Genomic DNA, 20536 nt, shown 5'->3' on the forward strand with positions numbered 1-20536 from the left:
AGACCTTATTAATAAAGCAATTAAAAAAGCTTCTCCTTTTGATGGAACAACAGATCCAAAAACTTATAAATTCCCTAAAAAAGTTTCTGTTGTACTTAGCAAAAAAGTTACAATCAATGTTGCCTTAACACCCGGTACAATTGATGCAAAATATGGAACAATAGCATGAACTGCAATTGCTTCAAATGCACATGGTTCTAAAACACAATCTATAATTGGTACATTAAGAGGATTTGATGGACCTCTTTCAACACAAAAGAAAATTACAGATGCTGCATTAGATAAACTTGCAAAAAATCCAAAACTAGTTTCTGACGCCATTAAAAAAGCTCAACATATTGATAATAAAACAGACCCTGATGGGCATATACTTCCAAAAGAAATAATAGTTCCAGTTGATGGAGTTAATATTAAAGTAAAAATCACACAACCAAATCCAGATCAAAAAGATACTGATAAAGGTATTATTAAATGAACAGGAGTTGCTACTGGACCACACACTGATAAAAAAGTTAACTTAAAAGACCAAGTTGATGGTTTAAAAACTAAAAAAGATAAAGAAAAAGAAGCCATTATTAGTGGTGCCAAAACAATTGATGGCGATAAAATTAATGATGCAATTAAAAAAGCTATTGAAAAACAAACTGGTAAGAAAATTAGCGAATTAGAACCAAAAGATGTAACACTTCCTGGAAAAATTCAAATTCCTATTGGTGGCGGAAAAGAAATTGAAGTTCAAATTAAGCCAGGTAAGAAAAATGCTGGTAATGGTTCAATTGATTGAACAGGAACTGTTATAGTGCCAGGTCAAGATCCTAAAGATGCTAAGGTTATTAATGATAGTTTAGATGGATTTAAAACAAACAAACAAAAATTAAATAAAGCAAGAGAAGATGCACTTGCTAAATTAACTGTAAAAGATATCAATGATGCACTTAAAAAAGCAGAAAATTTTGATGATTCAACTGATCCAAAATATTATAACTTTAACACAAGATTATCGATAAATATTGACGGAGTTGATATTGATGTTATTTTGACAAAAGGTGCAATTGATTCTAATGAGGGTTTAATTTCTTGAACATTAAAAAGAGCATCAGTTTCTGGTATTTCAAAATCAAGACAAGATCTATTTGGAGACTTAGAAGGTTTTGCTTCTCTTATAAAACAAAATATCGCAAGGGATAAAGAAGTAATTTCTTCAATTACTCCAAAGGATATTAATGAAGCTATTAAAAAATCTAATCCATTAATTAATAAAAGTGGTGATAAAAAAGATATTGTAAATTACGTAATTCCTCCAAAAGTTATTATTACTAAAAAAGCTAAAGATGGACAAGATGTTAGAGTTGTTATTGATTTAACACCCGGTTCAAAAGATCCAAAAACTGGAGAAATTAATTGAACTGGTAGACCACACACAGAACATGTTCAATTTGATAATAAAAAAGATAAACCAATTGATGGTAAATTACCTGGTTTTGAAACTGATAAAGAAAAACAAGATAAATTAAATCAAGCAATTTTAAATAAAATTACAACAAAAGATATCAATGATGCAATTAAGGTTGCACGTCCATTTACTAGTTCTGATTTAGCCAGTAAATTTGTTCTACCTTTAAAAGTTACAGTAACAATTGATGGTAATCCAATCCCTGTAACATTAGTAAATAAATCTCAAAATGATAATTTAGGACAAATTACTTGAGACGCTAAAGCTACTTTAGGTTCTAAGTCAAAAGAATTTTCAAATGTAATTTTAGGAGGTTTCAAAACTTCTAGTCAAGCAGCTAAAGATGCTAATGAAAAACATATATTACAATCTATTACTCCTAAAATGATTAACGATGAAATTATTAGGGTTAAACATGTTGGAAAAGATATTAAAGCATCTGCTTTTGTAATTCCACCACAAGTAATTATTCAAATTGATGGTATTGATGTTACAGTTGCACTTACACCAGGAACTGCTAATGATAATAACGGTACAATTCCTTGAACTTCTTCTGCTTCAATAGTGGGTTCGAAAGTAGCACCAAGAACAGATGTTATTGGTAATCTTGCAGGATTTGAAACTGTTCAAGATGTTAGAGATAAAAAAGTAGAAAAACAAATTGCAACAATAACAGAAAAAATGATTAATGACGCTATTAAGAAAAAACATTCATTTGATGATTCAACTGATGCTACAAAGTATCCTTTCCCAGCAAGCGTTTTAATTACAATTGGCAAAGAAGTATTTACGGTTCAATTAACTAAAGGATTTGTACATACTGTTGAGGGTGCAATTGAATGAACTGCAACCGCAACTGATTCTACAACTCGCATAACTAGAAATAATTTATTTGGTACTCTATATGGTTTTGAAACTTCAGCACAAATTCACCAAAAATTAGTTGATCAAGCAATTAAAGATGTTACAAAACAAGATGTAATTGATGCAATTAAAAAAGCTGCTCACGTTGATGATCATACAGATGCTTCAAAATATCCATTCCCTACAGAAGTTGTCGTACCTAAAAATGGTATTAATGTAAAAGTTAAATTAACACCTGGTTCAATTGATAATGATAAGGGAAAAATTTCGTGAACTGGTACTGCATCCGCAAAAGGTTCGAAACAAACAAAAAATATTAATGGTACTTTAGATGGATTTGAAAGCAAGTCTGATAAAGCAAAAGATATTGCAGATTCAATTTTAAATAAATTAACTGAAAAAGATATTAATGATGCAATTTTGTCATCAAATCCATTCGATCAGAATACAGATCCTGATAAATGAAAAATGCCTTCACAAGTTACAGTTGAATTGACTGATGATGATGGTATTAAACATGATGTTACTATTGATTTAACAAGAAGAGGTACAAATGATGAAAAAGGTTGAATTCAATGAACTTCTGTTGCTTCTACACCCAATGCAACATTCTCAAGAAGAGATATTGTTGGTACACTAAAAGGGTTCATCACCGGAGCTAAAAAACAAGAAAAAATTGAGGAAAATGCACTTGCAAACTTAACTGCAGAACAAATTAATAATGCTATTAGAAGTAAACATATTGCAAGTGGAACAACACAAAATCCTGCTAAACCATTAAATGCATTAGTTGCCTCAACATTTAATTTACCAACGGTATTAGATGTTATTTCAGGTGGTGTTTCAATTCACGTAACAATTACAAAAGGAGTTGTTGATGATGACAAAGGTCAAATTAGTTGAGATTTAGTTTCTGCAACTGTTCCTCACTATAAAGTTCCAAGAACAAAAGGTCTTTCTGGAATATTGACAGGATTTAGTAATAAAAATCAACAAATTATCGATAGGGATATTAAATTACTTAACCAAGTTACTGCAAGTATGATTAACGATGCAATTAAACTTAAAAAGTCATATGATAAAGTTAATGGAGATAAGGCTTCAAATTATGATTTCCCTCCATTTGTTACTTTTACTATTCCTGGAGATAGTACAAACACAACAATAACAGCTGCTTTAACTAAAAAAGTTGTTTCTGATGTTTTGGGTGAAATTACTTGATCAGGAACAGTTTCAACTGCAAATGCACAAAGAACTGATAAATTAACAAGTAAACTTGATAATTTCCAAACAAATGCAGAAGAATTGACTAAAAAAGCCAATGAAGCTGTTAAAAAAGTTACTGACGATATGATTAATAAAGCAATTAAAGATGCTCAAACAATCACTGATCAAACAGATCCTTTAAATCATAAACTTCCAGCTGAGGTAACAATACCTATCGATGGAATTAATGTTAAGGTTAAAATAACACAACCTACACAAGATCCAAAAGATACTGATAAAGGTCAGATTAAATGAACTGCTAAGGTTTCAGCACCAAACGCAGATCCAAAAGTAAATGGTAGAGATGTTCAAGGTAAAATTGATGGATTCAAAACTAAGAAACAAAAAGATGAAGAAGCTGCCAATGCTGCATTGCAAGGTGTTACAGTACAAATGGTTAACGATTCTATTAAGCATGATAACCCATTTGCTAAAACAACAGATCCAACAAAATGAACACTTCCATCAAGTGTTGATGTGGTTAATCAAGGTAAAACAATTACTGTAAAATTAACAGCAGGAAATGTTGATAAGGTTCACGGAACTATTTCATGAATGGGTAGTGCCACAACTCCAAATGCTACTGGAGAAAGAAAAATTAATGGTGATTTAAATGGCTTTGGAATTATTGCGCCAAAACCTGATACAGGTATTACGCAAAAACAAGCTGATGATGCATTAGCAAAATTAACTGAAAAGGATATTAATGATGCAATTAAGTCAACTAAATGATTTGATACTAATGATATGGCATCGAATTATATATTGCCACCAAAAGTTATTATTTTAAAGGATGGCATTAAAATAACAGTCACACTATCAAGGACTTCTGATGATGATAAAGTTGGTAATATTTCTTGAAGTGGATCAGCTGAAGTTGTAGGTAAATCTTCTGCTCCTGTTTCAAAAAATGGTAAACTTTCAGGATTTTCTAATGAAATAATAAGACAAGCTGCAAAAGAAGATAAAGCTGTTATGTCAGTTTCTACAGATGATATTAATAAAGCAATTAAGGCTGCTAAACCATTTAACCATCAAACCGATCCTTCAACTTTTGTCTTACCCTCAAAAGTTATAATTACAACCCAAGATGGTACAAAAGTTACTGTTTCATTAACACCAAAAGGTGTTGATAAAAAAACTGGTAAAGTTAAATGAGGAGCTAAAATTTCTTCAAAACATGGTTCTAAAACAAATTCTAAAAATGGCGACTTGTCAGGATTTGCTACACAAGCTACATTTGATCAAAAAGCAATTGATAATGCTCTGGCTAAATTAACCGAAAAACTTATCAATGATGCAATAAAAGATATTTCACCATTTGATGAAAAAATTGATGTTAATTTATATCCATTACCTAATAAGGTTAAAGTTATAATTGATAATAAAGTTTTTGAAGTAGTATTAAACTTAGTTTCAAAAGATGATATTGTTGGAGCTCTTAAGTGATCTATTGCTTCTACAACACCAAGTGGTACAACTAATCCACATCTTGAAGGTACATTAAGAGGATTTGAGGTAAAAGTTCCACAATTAGAAAAAGAAGCTGAAAAAGCTGCAATGAATTCTATTACTGCAGCGGATGTCAATAAACAAATTAAAATCGATAATCCATTTACAAGTTCTGAACAAGCCAAAGATTACGTATTTCCTAAGAACATTGTCTTTTCTAAAGAGGGATTTAAATTCCTTGTTGCATTAACAAAAGGTAATATCAATAATTCAAATGGAGAAATTTCTTGAAATTCATCAGTAATTTTAGAAGGTAGTTCTTTACCTGCTAAAAGTGTTGCGGGTAATTTGGTAGGATTTGGCACAGATGCCCAAAGACAAATCGCCAAAGAGAAAGCTGCTCTTGCTAAATTAACTGAAAAAGTAATTAATGATGAAATTAAGAAAATTGTTAAACCTTCAAATTCAAAAGATCCTTCAAAAATAACTAATTTCCCTAAAACCGTTACTGTAACAATTGATGGTGTTCCTATTACTGTTGCATTAACAAAAGGTGATGTTGATAAACAAAATGGTGGAATTAATTGAACTTCGTCAGCTACAACGCAACATATTACAAGTCCAAAAATAGATGTAGTTGGTACAATTTCAGGATTCAAAAAAGACTCAAAAGACCCTTCCGAGTTTAACAAAAACATTCTTTCACTTCTAACTGAAAAAATGATTAATGATCAAATTAAACTTGATAATCCATTCACCGATTCTGATGAAGCCAAATCATTCGCTTTCCCTAAACAAGTTATTGTTGAAATTCATGGTGTTGATATTACTGTTGTATTTGATGCCTCAAAAGGAATCAATAACGATTTAGGTAATATATCTTGATCTGCAACTGGTTCAATCGGTAAACAATCTAGATTAGTTCTAGGTAAATTAACTGGCTTCTCAACTGCTAACGACAGAATTAAAATTGCGGAGAAAAACGCACTTGATAAATTAACAGATAAAATGATTAATGATGCGATTAAAAAAGTTGAAAATATTACAAAGGATACTAATCCTGATACTTTCATAATGCCTAAAAAAGTTATTATTCCAATTGACGGTATAAATATCCAAGTTAAATTAGAAAAAGGATCTGTAGATGATGTTAATGGTATTGTCTCATGAACTTCTTCTGCAAAAACTGATAATTTACCAAATCCAAGGAAAGATATTGTTGGTAAACTTGATGGTTTCCAAAGTGGTCAAGATAAAATCATTGCACACGAAAAAGATGTTCTTGCAAATATCACAAAAGATGACATAAATAAAGCAATGAAAGATATATTTACAATTGATAATAAAATTAAAAGTGGAGAATTTGCCAAACAATTTAATAAAGGTAGCAAGCTTATTAAATTTAAAAAAGATGGTGTAGAAATTTCAGCTATCATAAAATTTAAACCAGATACACAAAATGCAGATAAGGGTGCACTTCCTTGAGATGCAACACTTACAACACCAACTCAAAAAAGTGGCAGGGATATCAATGATGGATTATTAGATGGATTTGAAACAAAAGCATTAAAAGATCAACGTGATTCTAATAATGCACTTGATAAATTAACTGCAAAAGATATTAATAATGCTATTGCACTTATCGTTCCGCCTTCATCTAGTGCGCTTCCATCAACTATTAAAAATTTCCCTTCAAAAGTAATTGTTAAAATTGATGGTATTGATATTTCGGTAAAATTAGGTAATATTGTTAAAAATGATGATTTAGGTATTATTTCTTGAACATCAGAAGCTTCTACAAAAAACGCTACAAAAACAAGAAAAGATATTATGGATTCACTAGATGGATTTAAGGCAAAAACAGCTATTGGAGACCAAACTCAAAAATTAATCAAATTACATAAAGATGCTTTAAATGATTTAACTGAAGATATGATTAATAAACAAATTTTACTTGTTAATTACTTTGATGATACATATTTAGCAATAGATTATGCATTGCCTAAAAAGGTTACTGTTTATGTTAGAGGTATCCCTATTTATGTAACATTATCTCCTAAATCAGTTAATTCAATAGACGGAAAAATTTCTTGAACTTCACACGCAAGCACTGATTATGTTCAATCAGCTAGAAATATAGATGGGACATTATCAGGGTTTAAAAATAGTTCAAATATTCCTTTAGAGGAAAGAAAAATCAATGAGGCAATTAATAAATTAACTGCAAAAGATATAAATGACTTTTTAAGAAAAACATTCCCATTTGATGATAAAACAAGTGTTGATAAATGAGCTAAAAATAAAGAAGATTTAGATTTAATTGGTAAATTTAGAGGAGCGAATCTTAGATTGGAATTTATAAATAAAGCTCCAGATCAAGGTCCTGACAATTTAAAAGGTTGATGAAATTGAAAAGTAAAAGTTTCTTCAACTAATGCCAATGTTTCGAATTCAAGAGAAATAGAAAGCTTCTTAAAAGGATTTGATAAAAAGATTCCGGATGATGCCGCATCAAATGCAGCATTGAAATCAATTACTTCTGAAGAAATAGAAAAAGCAATTATTGCAAAAATTCCAAAAGATATACATGATCCCTTTTGAAAAGGTAAAAATATAACAAGAGAAAAGAGTTTTTTCCTAGGTAATACACTGAAATTAAATGAAGTTATTATAAAAGAGTGATTGAAATATTTTGATGGTAAATTAAATATTACCAAAAACGGTATAGATGTCCATGTTAATGTAAAAACTAATCCAAAGAATTTTGAAACAAAAATTGGTCACTTATCATGAAAAGCTAACCTTTGAACAGATAAAGGTCAAGACACTAAAAATAGTTCAGGCATAATAACTGGTTTCTTTAATGAAACAGTATCTGATTTTGATAGCAGAAATATTGACATTAGTGATAAGTTGGAAAATATTTTACACTCTCATGAATTTACAATGAAATTAATTAATTACTTATCAGATAAAAGACATGTTCCAATCAACTCAGGAACAAGTGCGAAAGTTTGAGCAAATACAATGCTTCCTAGCAAATCTTCAACTAAAGTAGATCTTGAAAACTTTAGGATAAATGATGATTTCTTTAAAGTATATCCTGAATATAATGAACTTAAAGAAATTGGTTTGTTTGATGTTAATGTTTGAGCCAATGGTGGTAAAACTGGTAGCAAATTTACACTTGATGGTAAAAAATATGAAAAGGTAGTTATTGATGATGTTCTTGGTACAGCTAGAATTGCATTAGGTGGTTTTGGATTTATGATAGGTGGATTAAAATATGGTGGGATGTCAAAGGATGTTAAAGAAAAAGACAGTAAATCAGAATTTGTTTATTTAAATGGATTCAAAAATAATCTAGCACTATTTACAAAAGCTTCTAATGATGCAATTAATTCTGTAACAGCTCAAGATATTAAAGATGCCATTAAAAAAGTAAGTCCATTTGACAGAACTACAGATCCTGCAGAATGACTTAAATGACACTTCCCTAAAACAATCACTATTTGAAAAGGTGCAAAAAATGATATTCCAATTAATGTAGATTTAACTCCGGGTTCAATAAATATTAAAGATGGAGAAATTTTATGAGGTGCTGAACTTTCAACACAATATTCAAAAATTAGACCTACATTTAAAAATGAAAAATTAACTGGCTTCATGGATTTTGATGCTATAAATGAATTAAAAGAGAAGAAAATTATAAATGGTTTAACTACTGATCAAATTGAAAAAGCTATTAGAGAAAAAACGCAAATTTCAGGTGCCATTTCACCAAAAGATGCATTACTACCTCAAATTATTACTATTCCAATTAATGGATTAGATATAAAACTAAAAGTAACTAAAACAGGATTTGACTTAAGAAAAGGACAAGTCTCTTGAAAAGCAATTGTTGAACCAAAATATCCAACAAATACTAAAAAAGAATTTAATGGTAATTTAAATGGATATAAAGATAATATTTCATCAATTATTGGTTCAATTACAACCAATGAAATTAATTCACAAATTAAAATTGATGAACCATTTACACAATCGACTAATGCAAAAGACTACAACATGCCTAAAAAAGTTGTATTAACATTTATGGGTGAAAAATTTGATGTAACAATTTCAAAAGGATTTGTTGATAATTCTAACGGTAATATATCTTGAAATACTAAAATTGTTTCACAAACAAACTCTAAAATATCAATTTCATTAGGTGGTAAATTAAGTGGATTTATAAACGATATCATGAGGAACAAAGCACAAAATGAAGCGGCAGAAAACACTATAACTGTTGCTATGATTAATGATGCAATTAAAAAGATTTCTCCTATTTCTGGAGAAGCTAAAGATTATCCATTCCCAACTAATGTTACAATCCTAAATAATGGCGTAAATGTTTTAATTAGTTTAACGCCTAATGTTAAAAATAGTGATAGAAAAATTTCTTGACAAGCAACATTTAACGATATTAAAAAAACTCTTTCAGGAGATTTAACAGGATTTGAATTATATAATTCTCAAAAAGATATTGATGCTATAACATTTGATATGATCAATGCTGCAATCAAGGCTAAAAATCCTTATGATAATAGTACAAAAGTTTCTGAATTTACACTTCCTTCATCTATTGATGTCACAATTCCTAATGGAAAAAAAGTTACGGTATTACTTAAAGCTAAGGGTACAAATCCAAATATTGGATCAGTATTTTGAGAGGCTTCTTTCAAAGGTAACCATACTACAAAAATTGGTCAATTAACAGGATTTGATAGTAATATCGCTGCTGATAAAAGAAAAAAAATAACTGCTGCAATTGGTAAAATCACTGAACAAGATATTAATGATGCAATTATTAATAGACGTGGATTCACTGATCATACTGATCCTCGTGTTTATAATATTCCCGGCCACAATGATATTAATAAAGGTCAAGTTATTATAAATAAAGATGGATTTAACTTTACTGTTGATTTAGAAACTCTTTCAGTTGATGGTTCTTTAGGTGCAATTAATTGAATTGGAACAATATCTCATAAAAACATTTCAATAACTCGTACAACTAAAGGTAGTTTAACTGGCTTTGAAAGTGATAGTGACAAAAACGCAAATATTCTTGAAGACTTATTAAATTCACTTACTGAATCTGAAGTTAATGCTGCAATTTTGAAAAAAAATCCAATTACAGATCCGAATGACATTAATAAATTCTTAATTCCAAAATTTGTTAAGGTTAATAAAACTGCAAGGGATGGCACAAATTATATCATTACTGTTATTTTAACTCACTCAACTATTGATGAGAAAAACGGACAAATATTGTGAAAAGCAAATGCAACAACAACAGGTACAACTGAGCAAAGAGGAATAACTGGTTCGCTTGGTGGATTTGCTAATTTAGTTGATGCAATTAAGGCTAAAACTAAACACGCACTTGATAACTTAAGTGCTACTGAAATAAATAATAAAATTGCTGAGCAAGCACCATTTAATAAAGATACTGATCCTAATTTATATAAAAATAATAACTTCCCAGGAAAAGTAGAAATTATTAAAGATGGTATTTCTATTAAAGTTACTTTAATACCGGGTTCTATTGATTCATCAAATGGTTCAATTGCATGAACTGCAACAGCTAGTGCTAACAACCAAACAAAAGCAAATATCACCGGATCATTAACAGGAATGTTAGATGGTAATTCAAAATCTAACCAAGATGAGCAAGACGCTTTAAATTCACTTACATCTTCTGAAATTATTGATGCAATTAAACAAAATCATTCATTTGATAGAACAACTAATCCGCATGATTATAAAAAACATAATGGAACAATTGCTCTAACAATAACAAAACATTTAAATGGTAAAGACTATCCAATCCATGTTGATGTTACTCTTGGTAATGTTTCTACAAATGGCGAAATTAAATTTAGTGCAAAAGCTAATACAACAAACATAACCTCAAGCATTTCTAGACAAGGAACACTTTTAGGTTTTGAAACTGATGCTGAAAAAGCTCAAAAAATTGCAAGAGCTAATGCATTAGCAGCAATAAATACAATTACTGATTTAGATATTAATAACAAGTTGAAACAACTTGCTCCATTTGATAGAACAATAAATGCAGAATACTACAAAAATAATGAATTACATACAATATTAAATATAAATAAAAACGGTATTAATTTCTCTATTAATTTAATTGCTCGTTCAGTAGATCAAGCTAATGGTTCTATTAATTGAGATGCTTTAATTAGTGATTCATCTACAAATACTTCTAAATGATTAAGAAGCAAAAAACTTTCTGGCTTCCAAAATGGTGCAGATCAAGATATTCTTGCGAAGAAAAATGCATTATCAAAATTAACTTCTAATGATATTAATGATGCCATTAAATCACAAGGGAATGTAAATGGAGATCCAAATAAATTCAATATTCCCCAAAGCATTACCATCCCAATTGATGGTCAAAATATTGATATTAAATTAAGGAAAACATCGATATCTGATGCAAAAGGAGAGGTTCATTGAGCAGCTTCTGCAAGTATTGCGGGTATTTCTAATACAAGAAATATCAATGGTACATTGGGTGGATTTACAACATCAGACGAAAGAAAAGCAACAATTGCAAATAATGCACTTAATAATTTAACAGAAGCAATGGTTAATGCACAAATTAGAAAAGATAATCCATTTACTAAAAAAGATAGTGCATTAACATATGTTTTACCAAAACAAGTTATTGTAAATGTTAATGGTATAGACGTAATTGTTAAGTTGAAATCTGGTAATAGGGATAATTTAAATGGTTCTGTTTCATGAACAGGTACTACTTCTACTCGAGGAACTACAAGAACTGGAGCAATTAGTTCATCACTATTTGGATTCATGGATCTTGCAGGACAAGAACAAAAAGCTATCGATAATGCTATTAAAAATATTACTGAAGCACAAATTAACACTGCTATTTGAGCTAAGTCTAATTTTGATAGTACAACAGATACTAATAATTACAATTTCCCTACAAGTGTTGTTGTAACTTCTTCAGGTATTAATGTTCAAGTTACATTTTCAAACAATACTAAAAATAGAAATGCTGGTACAATTTCATGAACTGCAGTTGCAAATGTTAAAGGTGCATCAATTGTTAATGCTGCAAAAAATGGAACATTAATTGGTTTCCAAACTCAAGCAGAACGTGATGCTAATAGCGCAATACTTGATGACCAAAGATTAATTAGAACAATCACTCAACAAGATATTAATCAAGCAATAATTGCTAAACATCAAATTTCGACAAGTATTGATCCACATTCTTTCAATATACCATCAACTGTTTCGGTTATTAAAGGTGGTAAGACATTTAATGTTTCTCTAATTAATAACGGTATTAATTCAGATCGTGGTGAAATTTCATTGATAAGTGCAATTACTTCACCAAGAAGTAATGCTTCAAAAACTTTATATGGAGTTATTGGTGGATTTAAAACTTCTTCAATATTAAGAAATGAAAATATTGAAAGAATATTAAATAATTTAACTCCTGATGAAATTAGTAAAGAGATGGAGAAACAATTTAATTTAAATAAAAATGATAAGCCTTCAAACTCTATAATACACGGCAGATTACAAATGCAAAAAGATGGAGAAACGATCAATATTATATTTAATTCAATTAATAAAGATGATACAAACGGTAGAATTACATGAAACGCAATAACATCAATTACCGGTTCCCCTATTACAAAAACTAAACAAGGATCTATAGATGGATTTGAAAATCAAGATTCCATTAATAAAAGATTAGTTGATTCAAAAATAGATTCAATTACCGCTACTATGATTAATGATTTGATTAAACAAAGTAGACCATTTAGTGGTTCGGATTTAGCTTCTAAATTCTATTTCCCAAGCAAAATTATTGATAATATTGACGGATTCCCAATAAATATTTCGAATATTAGAAGTATAGCAGTTGACTCTGATGGAAAAATCAACTGAACAATGGAGATTTCCTCACCATCAACTACAAAAACAAGAATTATTTCTGGTTCTTTAAGAGGATTTATGCATACATCTTCATCAGTTAATATAAATGATATTGCTCTTTCAACAGTTGGTTCAAGTGAAATAAACAATGCTGTTAAAACAGCGGTTCCAAATTGAGCTTCATTAACAGCTGGACAAATGAATTTACCAGCAGTAACATTCTCACACCAAGGTCACAGTGTCTCTGCAATCTTTAAAACTACAACAAAAAATAATGCTACAGGTTCTATTTCTTGAACAGCAGAAATAACAACAAATGGTACTACAAGTAAGCGTACATTGAGTGGTATATTTGGCGGATTAAGAATTCCTATAAATCAAAATGTTATACAAGATTTAAATTCAATAACCGCTTCAATGATTAATAATGCTGAAAAAATAAAAAATCCAATTGGTCAGCATACAATTGCGAACTATCCATTTTCAAATGTAAGCTTAACAAATGGTCAATCAACATTCGATGTTAAAATTATAAATTCATCACAAGATTCGTTATCCAACTCTATATCTTGAACAGCGCTGGTTTCACATGTAAATGGTCAATCAAGAATTATAAAAGGTTCGTTAACAGGATTTGCCAATATAGGAGGTAATGTTAATCCTATTGATACTGCGATTGATTCACTTACAGCTAATCAAATAACAACTGAAATTAAACGTAAATCACCTATTGGTAACAATAAGGCTTCAACGTATCGTGTTCCAAGAAAATTAGTTATTAATATAAATAATGTTCCGATTCAAGTAGTAATAAACTCTTCTGATCCATCAGATTTAACAAGTAGCGTAAACTGAACAGCAACTATATATGCGCCGGGTTCAAGTAAAGTACGTTCACTAAGTGGCGCGGTAACAGGGTTCCAAACTATAACAGCATCTAATCCAACAGATCTTTTAATTGATGGAGTTAGTGCAAGTGAAATTAACAATGCGATTAAAGCTAAAAATCCTATTAATGGAGTTTCCTCTGGACAATATATATTACCAATTGATGTTATCGTTAATAAAAATGGTAAAAAATTATATGTTCAATTAATGAAAATAAACAATACTTCTAATGGAATAACTTGAGCTGCTACTATTTCAGATGGTTCAATCCCAATAACTACAACACATACACATATATTGACAGGAGCTTTAGATGGATTTAATCATTCTTCAGCAAATATTAGTGATACAGAAATGAAAAAAATAATTAGTGAAAAAATAGTTTCAGGTTCAGCAACATCAATTAATAACTTGCTTCCTTCAAGTTTCTACAATAAACCTTTAGCTAAAATCATGGTTGATGGTAAATTAACTAATGTTAGATTTACTTCAAATATACCTAATGACGCTAATGGTTCTGTAAGTTGAACAGCAGAAATTTTGGATAATGGGGCACCTACTGGAAAAACATTACAAGGTATTATAAAAGGATTTAAATCTACATCTGGTAATCAAGACGCTCTTAATGTAATTTCTGGTATGACTTCATCACAAATTGCTAAGATATTATATGAAGCAAATAAGGCTAATTTTGGTAGACCAAACTTATTTGTAAAATCTATTGGCAATACAATAGTTTACTTTACAGTTTCACAATGAGACTTTGATACAATAACTCAAGATACCACATGAACTGTAAAATTGAATTCAGGTGGTCATGAAAGAACTGTATCTGGTAAATTATCAGAAAGAAGCAATGCTTCACCAGCTTCTCCTATGCCACAAGCATATAGTGCTCAAGTTGAACAAAGATCATTCTTTGCAAACGATTTAACTGATATTTATTCAATTTAATAAATGGAAAATAAGGATTCACATTAGTGGCCTTATTTTTTTTAATGCGCATAATCATTAATGGTTTTAGGATAAATTTATCATAGTATATATTACTTCTTGGAATTACATTTTTTCTTTTAATAATTAAGTGTATTTGTATTTGAGTAAAAAATGCTTTTGTTTTGTAATGATAATGATTTAAATAACACTAAAAATAAAATCGTGAAATTTATTTTAATTTATTAATAAAAAACCGTTATTTAATACAATGTTTAATTAAGTTTAGAAACTAAATGACTCTTTTTCTTTATAATTTATACAAATGAACAAAAACAATAGCATGGAAAATGAATATAGACCTTTAAGAGATCGAAAAATATTAGGTATGATTCTTTTGGTAATCGCAGTAACTATGCAAATTTTTGCATTTTTAGAAGTGCCATTTTTAAGCAGTTTGCATGCTTATACAATTGGTATGGTTTTTGGTTCTTTTAATCCCTTTTTCTATATATTTGTAATTTTTCATTCCATTTTAATGATTTTCCCAAATAAAATAAAGGTTGTTAAATGATTTAAATTAACTAATTTTTCGTATTGGTTTATTGCATTATCAATTATGTTTGTAACACACGCATGAGTGGAGAATAGTACTAGTGAAAATTCAACTACACTTAATACCTTTGGTGAAACCGCATGAGAGAATTCATTCAGTAGATGATGAAGTCACTATAGTGCACCAGATTCAAATGGAACACATTGAGTTCCTGCTAATTATTGAGGCGGAGTTATTGGTTATTCAATATGATCAATGTTTGCAATGATTGTTTCTCCAATTGGCGCTGGTGTTATTGCTGCTCTAATGCTGTTGATATCTTTATCATATATCATGACTGGTTCAGTTATCGGTCTTTATAAATTTAAACGTAACAACAAAATTCAATCCCTAAAAGAAAAAGAAACTCAACAAGAAGAATTAATAATGGTTCCTGAAAAGGGTCAAGAAGATAAAAACGAAAATCAACAGCAAGTCATAAAAACGGAAGATTCAAATGAAGAATTTATTTTACCTTTTGACGATCCTTTTACAGATTCTGAATCTGAAAATAAAGATCAAAAATTACCAATAATTAAAAAGAGAAAACAAAAATCCAAACAGATATATATTCATCCTAAATACCCCACAATAATTTCAGATGAAGTATTAGATATACCAAAAGAATCAGATACATCACAGTTAAAAATGGAAATAAAGGAAAAGGCTAAAAAGCTTCAGGAATTATTTATTACATTTAAAATTGATGCACAAGTATCTAGAACTGTGGTTGGTCCAACATTAACAAAATATATAATTACACCTGGTCCTGGAATAAACCTTAAGAAGTTTGCTCAATTAGAACAAAATATTAAAATGGCTTTAGCTGCTACTGATGTAAGGATGGAATTGCCCATACCTGGTGAAGCAGCTATTGGGGTGGAAGTACCTAATACGAATCCACAAATGGTTCCATTTAAAGAAATTTTTGATGAAATGAACAATAATGAAGAATACAAAAATGTACCCCTTGCAGCTGTGCTTGGTAAGACAATTAATGGTAAAACCTTAGTAATACCAATTAATAAAACACCTCACTTGTTAGTTGCAGGCGCTACTGGTTCTGGTAAATCAGTTGGTATCAACGCAATATTAATGTCAATGATTATGAGGACATCACCTGAATACTTAAGATTAATATTGGTAGATCCTAAAATGGTTGAATTTATGCCATATAATAAAGTGCCTCACTTATTGACCCCAGTTATAACTGATCCAGATACAGCTGCTATAGCACTTGAAGGATTAGTTGAAGAAATGGAAAATAGATACAAAAAAATGGCTAGCATGTTTGTTAGAAATATTGAAGAATATAATGCAAAAGCAAAAGAACGTTGACCATACATTGTATGTGTTATTGATGAACTTGCTGACCTTATGAATGTTGCTGCTAAAATGGTGGAAACTTCAATACAACGTATTACACAAAAAGCTCGTGCAGCTGGAATACACTTAATTGTAGCTACACAAAGACCTTCAACTAATGTTGTAACAGGTGTTATTAAAGCTAATATTCCTTCAAGAATTTCATTCTCAGTAACTTCTGGAATTGATTCAAAAGTTATTCTTGACTCTGTTGGTGCAGAGAAACTTATGGGTCGTGGAGATATGTTGATGTCTCTATATGGAAAGGGTATAGAAAGAGCTCAAGGGGCTTATTTATCAAATGAGGAAATAGAGTCAATTATTGATAAGATCAAAGATTATCCAGCTCCTCCAGGATTTGATGTTCTGATGGAGAATAAAAATGCAGATGACCCATATGATGATGAATTACAAAACGAAGAAGAAGTAAGAGAAGCTGAAAAAAAACAAATACAAAACGAATCAATGAAAGGATTATTTGAATAATGAAAGATTTAACTTTAAAAGAATTTGAACAAATTAAAAATAATAAGGGAGTAGTTATAGTTGATTTTTACACTACTTGATGTGGAGATTGTCATATGATGAAACCAGTATTTGATAATCTTGCAAATGAATATGAACCAAAAGGTGTAAATTTTGTGACAGTTGATGCTGAAAAAAATAGCATTTTCCAAACAAGCGGCGGATATGATGTTTTAAAAGTACCAACATTTATTGTTTTCAAGGATGGTAAAGAGGTAGATAGAGGCGTTGAATATCAACCGATTGATTTAATGAAAGAATGATTAGATAAAGCCCTTTAATAAATAAATTCTACATTTACGTGTAGTTTTTTTATTGAAATAAGAGAAGACAATAATTTACTAAATATTAACTTACAAAATATGAGTAACTGATAATTAGTTATATAAAATATATGTAGATAATAACTTGCATGTATTTTTTTTATCAATATTTATATGTTATCTAAATACACTTATTGAAATTAATTATGTTATATAATTAACTTAATATGAAAAAAATACTAGCAATATCTGATAATCATGGGAATAAAAAAATAGTTGATAAAATACTTTCGATTGAAGAATATGACTTAGCTATACATTTAGGAGATTCTGAGTTTGACTCTAAATGAGCAAATTCAAGATTTGATTATGCTGTTGAAGGTAATAATGACTTTAATGGTCTTCCTCTTGAGATAAAATTTACTTTTGAAGGCTTAAACTTTTTAATTATGCATGGCCATACTCGTGGCATTTATGTTCATAACTGAGATAATTTGCCAATAAAAATTGCAAAACAAGAAAATATTGATGTGTTAATACATGGACACTCTCACATCCCTTATATAATTGAAAAACAAGGCGTTTTTACATCTTGTCCAGGGTCTACAACTATACCAAGAACGTCCGATGGACCTACCTATTCGGTATACACAATTAAAAATAGAAAAATTTATGGTGAAATTAAATCAATTCCTATGCTATAATAAAAAGGCAAAAAATGGCCGAGTAGCTCAGCTGGATAGAGCACGTCCCTTCTAAGGATGTGGTCAGAGGTTCGAATCCTCTCTCGGTCACCATTTTTTTTCGCCATTTTTTCATTTAAGGGGGCTTAGTAATGGTAAAATTAATTCAATATGAAACAAGATTACTATAAAGAAATAATTAAAGAAATCAAAGAATTGATTAATACAAATCCAGAAGAGGCCATTAAAAAACTAGAGATTGAGCTAAATATGCCTTACGTACCTGAAAAATATGAAATACAATTTATTCAACTTTTGGATGATATTAAATATAAAATAAAACAAGATGCAAATATTAATAATGAATTAAGTAGGCAAGATGTTTTAGATATTCTTTTTAAAAACGATAAGTTAAGAATGCCAATGGCTATTGCCAAATTAAAAGATCTTAACTTAAGAGCGATGATGGACGATATACAAAAAATAATTTCAAGCAATGAGATTTCAAATGTAATTAAGACAATTATTTACGAATATTGTGTTGAACAAGAGATTGATTTTAATTTAAAATGAAATAACAAACTTATAAATCCCAAAATAGTTGGTTCAACAATTCAACTTTTAGCATATCAACAAGCTTATTTAAAAATAGAACAAGCAATAATTAAAAATCCTTCATTGCAAAAAGTTGCTCACTCCTTTTTGGAATTATATGCACTTAATAGATTTCCAGAATTTATTGATGAAAAAAGTGGTTTAGGAGAAGTGATAATCTCAATTGCTTATGAGTCTATGGGTATTCCGGAAATTAATGGGGTTAATAGACAAAGGGTTAAAGAGGTTAAACAATATTTAAAATCATAAAATAGCTACGGTTATTTTTTTTATTTTGCTAATTTTAAGTACTTATTTTTAAAAATAATTTATAATTTATACATTAAAACACTTAAAGTGTATACCAAGGAGAAATAAGAATGGCAAAAAGAGAAATGTTAAAAGCTACTGCTGAATTAAAAATTACAGTTGAAGCAAACAAAGTTCAATGAGAACAAGCACAAGCTAAAACAAAAAATGAAATGGCTTCAAATCTTAAAGTTGACGGATTTAGAAAAGGGAAAGTTCCTGCTAACCTGCATTCAAAATATATTTCAGAAGCTGAAGTATGACACAAGGCGCTTCCAAAAATGTTAGATGAATTAGTTAAAGAAGCAGCAAAAGAAATTCAAGAAGAAGAAATGATTCTTGATGGACCAACATACCACGTTGAAAAATTAACTGGAACAGAATTATCTGTATCATTTATTTACCCAGTTTACCCAGAAATTAAATTGGCTGATTATAAAAATCTAAAAGCGAAATATGTAAAACCAACAGTAGATAAAAAAGCAGTTGAAAAAGAACTAGAAAATCTATTGAATACACATTCTGTATTAGTACCAGTTGAAAGAGAAGCAAAATTAGGAGATACTCTTAAATTTGATTTTGAAGGATTTGTTGGTGAAGCAACATTCCAAGGTGGAAAAGCTGAAAATTATGAACTAGAATTAGGTTCAGGACAATTTATTCCAGGATTTGAAGAACAACTTGTTGGGATTAAAGCTGGAGATAAAAAAGACGTTAATGTTACTTTCCCAGTTGAATACCACTCAGAAGAATTAAAAGGTAAAGATGCAAAATTTATCTGTGAAGTTAAAGAAGTTAAAGCAAAAGAAACTCCAAAATTAAATGATGATTTTGTTAAAGAAGTTAATGCACCAGGTGTTTCAACAGTTGAAGAATTAAAAGCTTATATGAAAGATATTCTTACACAACAAGTGGAACAAAAAGCAAGATCAGAATTTAAAGAAGCTGCATTTACTGAAATTAAAGCTGGAACAGAATTGGCAATTCCAATGTCATTAGTAGCAAAAGAAATGGGAAACCAAGAAACAAAATTCTTAGATGCAATGAAACAACAAGGAATTGATAAAAAAACATACCTACAAATGACAGGTATGAAAGAAGAAATGTTACAATCACAATTCAAAGAAGCTGCTGAACAATCATTAAAAGATTCACTAATTTTTGCTGAAATTTCTAAAATTGAGAAGATTGAATTAGTTGATGCTGACTATGATAAAGAATATGAAAAATTAGCTAAAGTTTACCAACAAGAACTTGAAAACATAAAGCAAATGATTCAAAAAACTCAAATTCAAATACCAATGACTAATGAAAGAGTTATTGATGTTCTTATCTCAAACAACAAATAATAATTAAAAAA

General features: G+C 29.6%; 6 protein-coding genes and 1 tRNA gene. All 7 read left to right on the top strand.

The genetic code is table 4. The features are described 5' to 3' along the window. The coding region (locus tag C4B24_RS04940; RefSeq protein WP_168388307.1) for a translocation/assembly module TamB domain-containing protein at window positions 1-14863 on the top strand (14863 nt) is incomplete at its 5' end. A gap of 304 nt (window positions 14864-15167) precedes the next feature. Then, the gene (locus tag C4B24_RS01420; RefSeq protein ID WP_131598643.1) at window positions 15168-17288 is read left to right on the top strand and encodes a DNA translocase FtsK; all 2121 of its coding nucleotides are present in this window, start codon (window positions 15168-15170) and stop codon (window positions 17286-17288) included. Beyond that, window positions 17288-17608: a thioredoxin family protein gene (locus C4B24_RS01425; RefSeq protein WP_131598645.1), complete on the top strand. Its 321-nt coding sequence runs from the start codon at window positions 17288-17290 to the stop codon at window positions 17606-17608. The genes C4B24_RS01420 and C4B24_RS01425 overlap by 1 nt, the downstream gene beginning before the upstream one ends. Window positions 17609-17817: 209 nt before the next feature. After that, window positions 17818-18294 (top strand): metallophosphoesterase family protein, encoded by a 477-nt coding sequence (locus tag C4B24_RS01430; protein WP_131598647.1) that lies wholly within the window; start codon window positions 17818-17820, stop codon window positions 18292-18294. A gap of 16 nt (window positions 18295-18310) precedes the next feature. After that, window positions 18311-18387, top strand: a tRNA-Arg gene (locus C4B24_RS01435). A 57-nt stretch (window positions 18388-18444) separates the two neighbouring features. After that, window positions 18445-19137: a hypothetical protein gene (locus C4B24_RS01440; RefSeq protein WP_131598649.1), complete on the top strand. Its 693-nt coding sequence runs from the start codon at window positions 18445-18447 to the stop codon at window positions 19135-19137. Window positions 19138-19247: 110 nt separating this feature from the next. Beyond that, window positions 19248-20525, top strand: a complete 1278-nt coding sequence (gene tig / locus C4B24_RS01445; RefSeq protein ID WP_131598650.1) for a trigger factor — start codon at window positions 19248-19250, stop codon at window positions 20523-20525. Window positions 20526-20536 lie beyond the last annotated feature (11 nt).

This window comes from Mycoplasma marinum (genome assembly GCF_004335975.1).
Taxonomy (GTDB): domain Bacteria; phylum Bacillota_I; class Bacilli_A; order Mycoplasmatales; family Metamycoplasmataceae; genus Mycoplasma_K; species Mycoplasma_K marinum.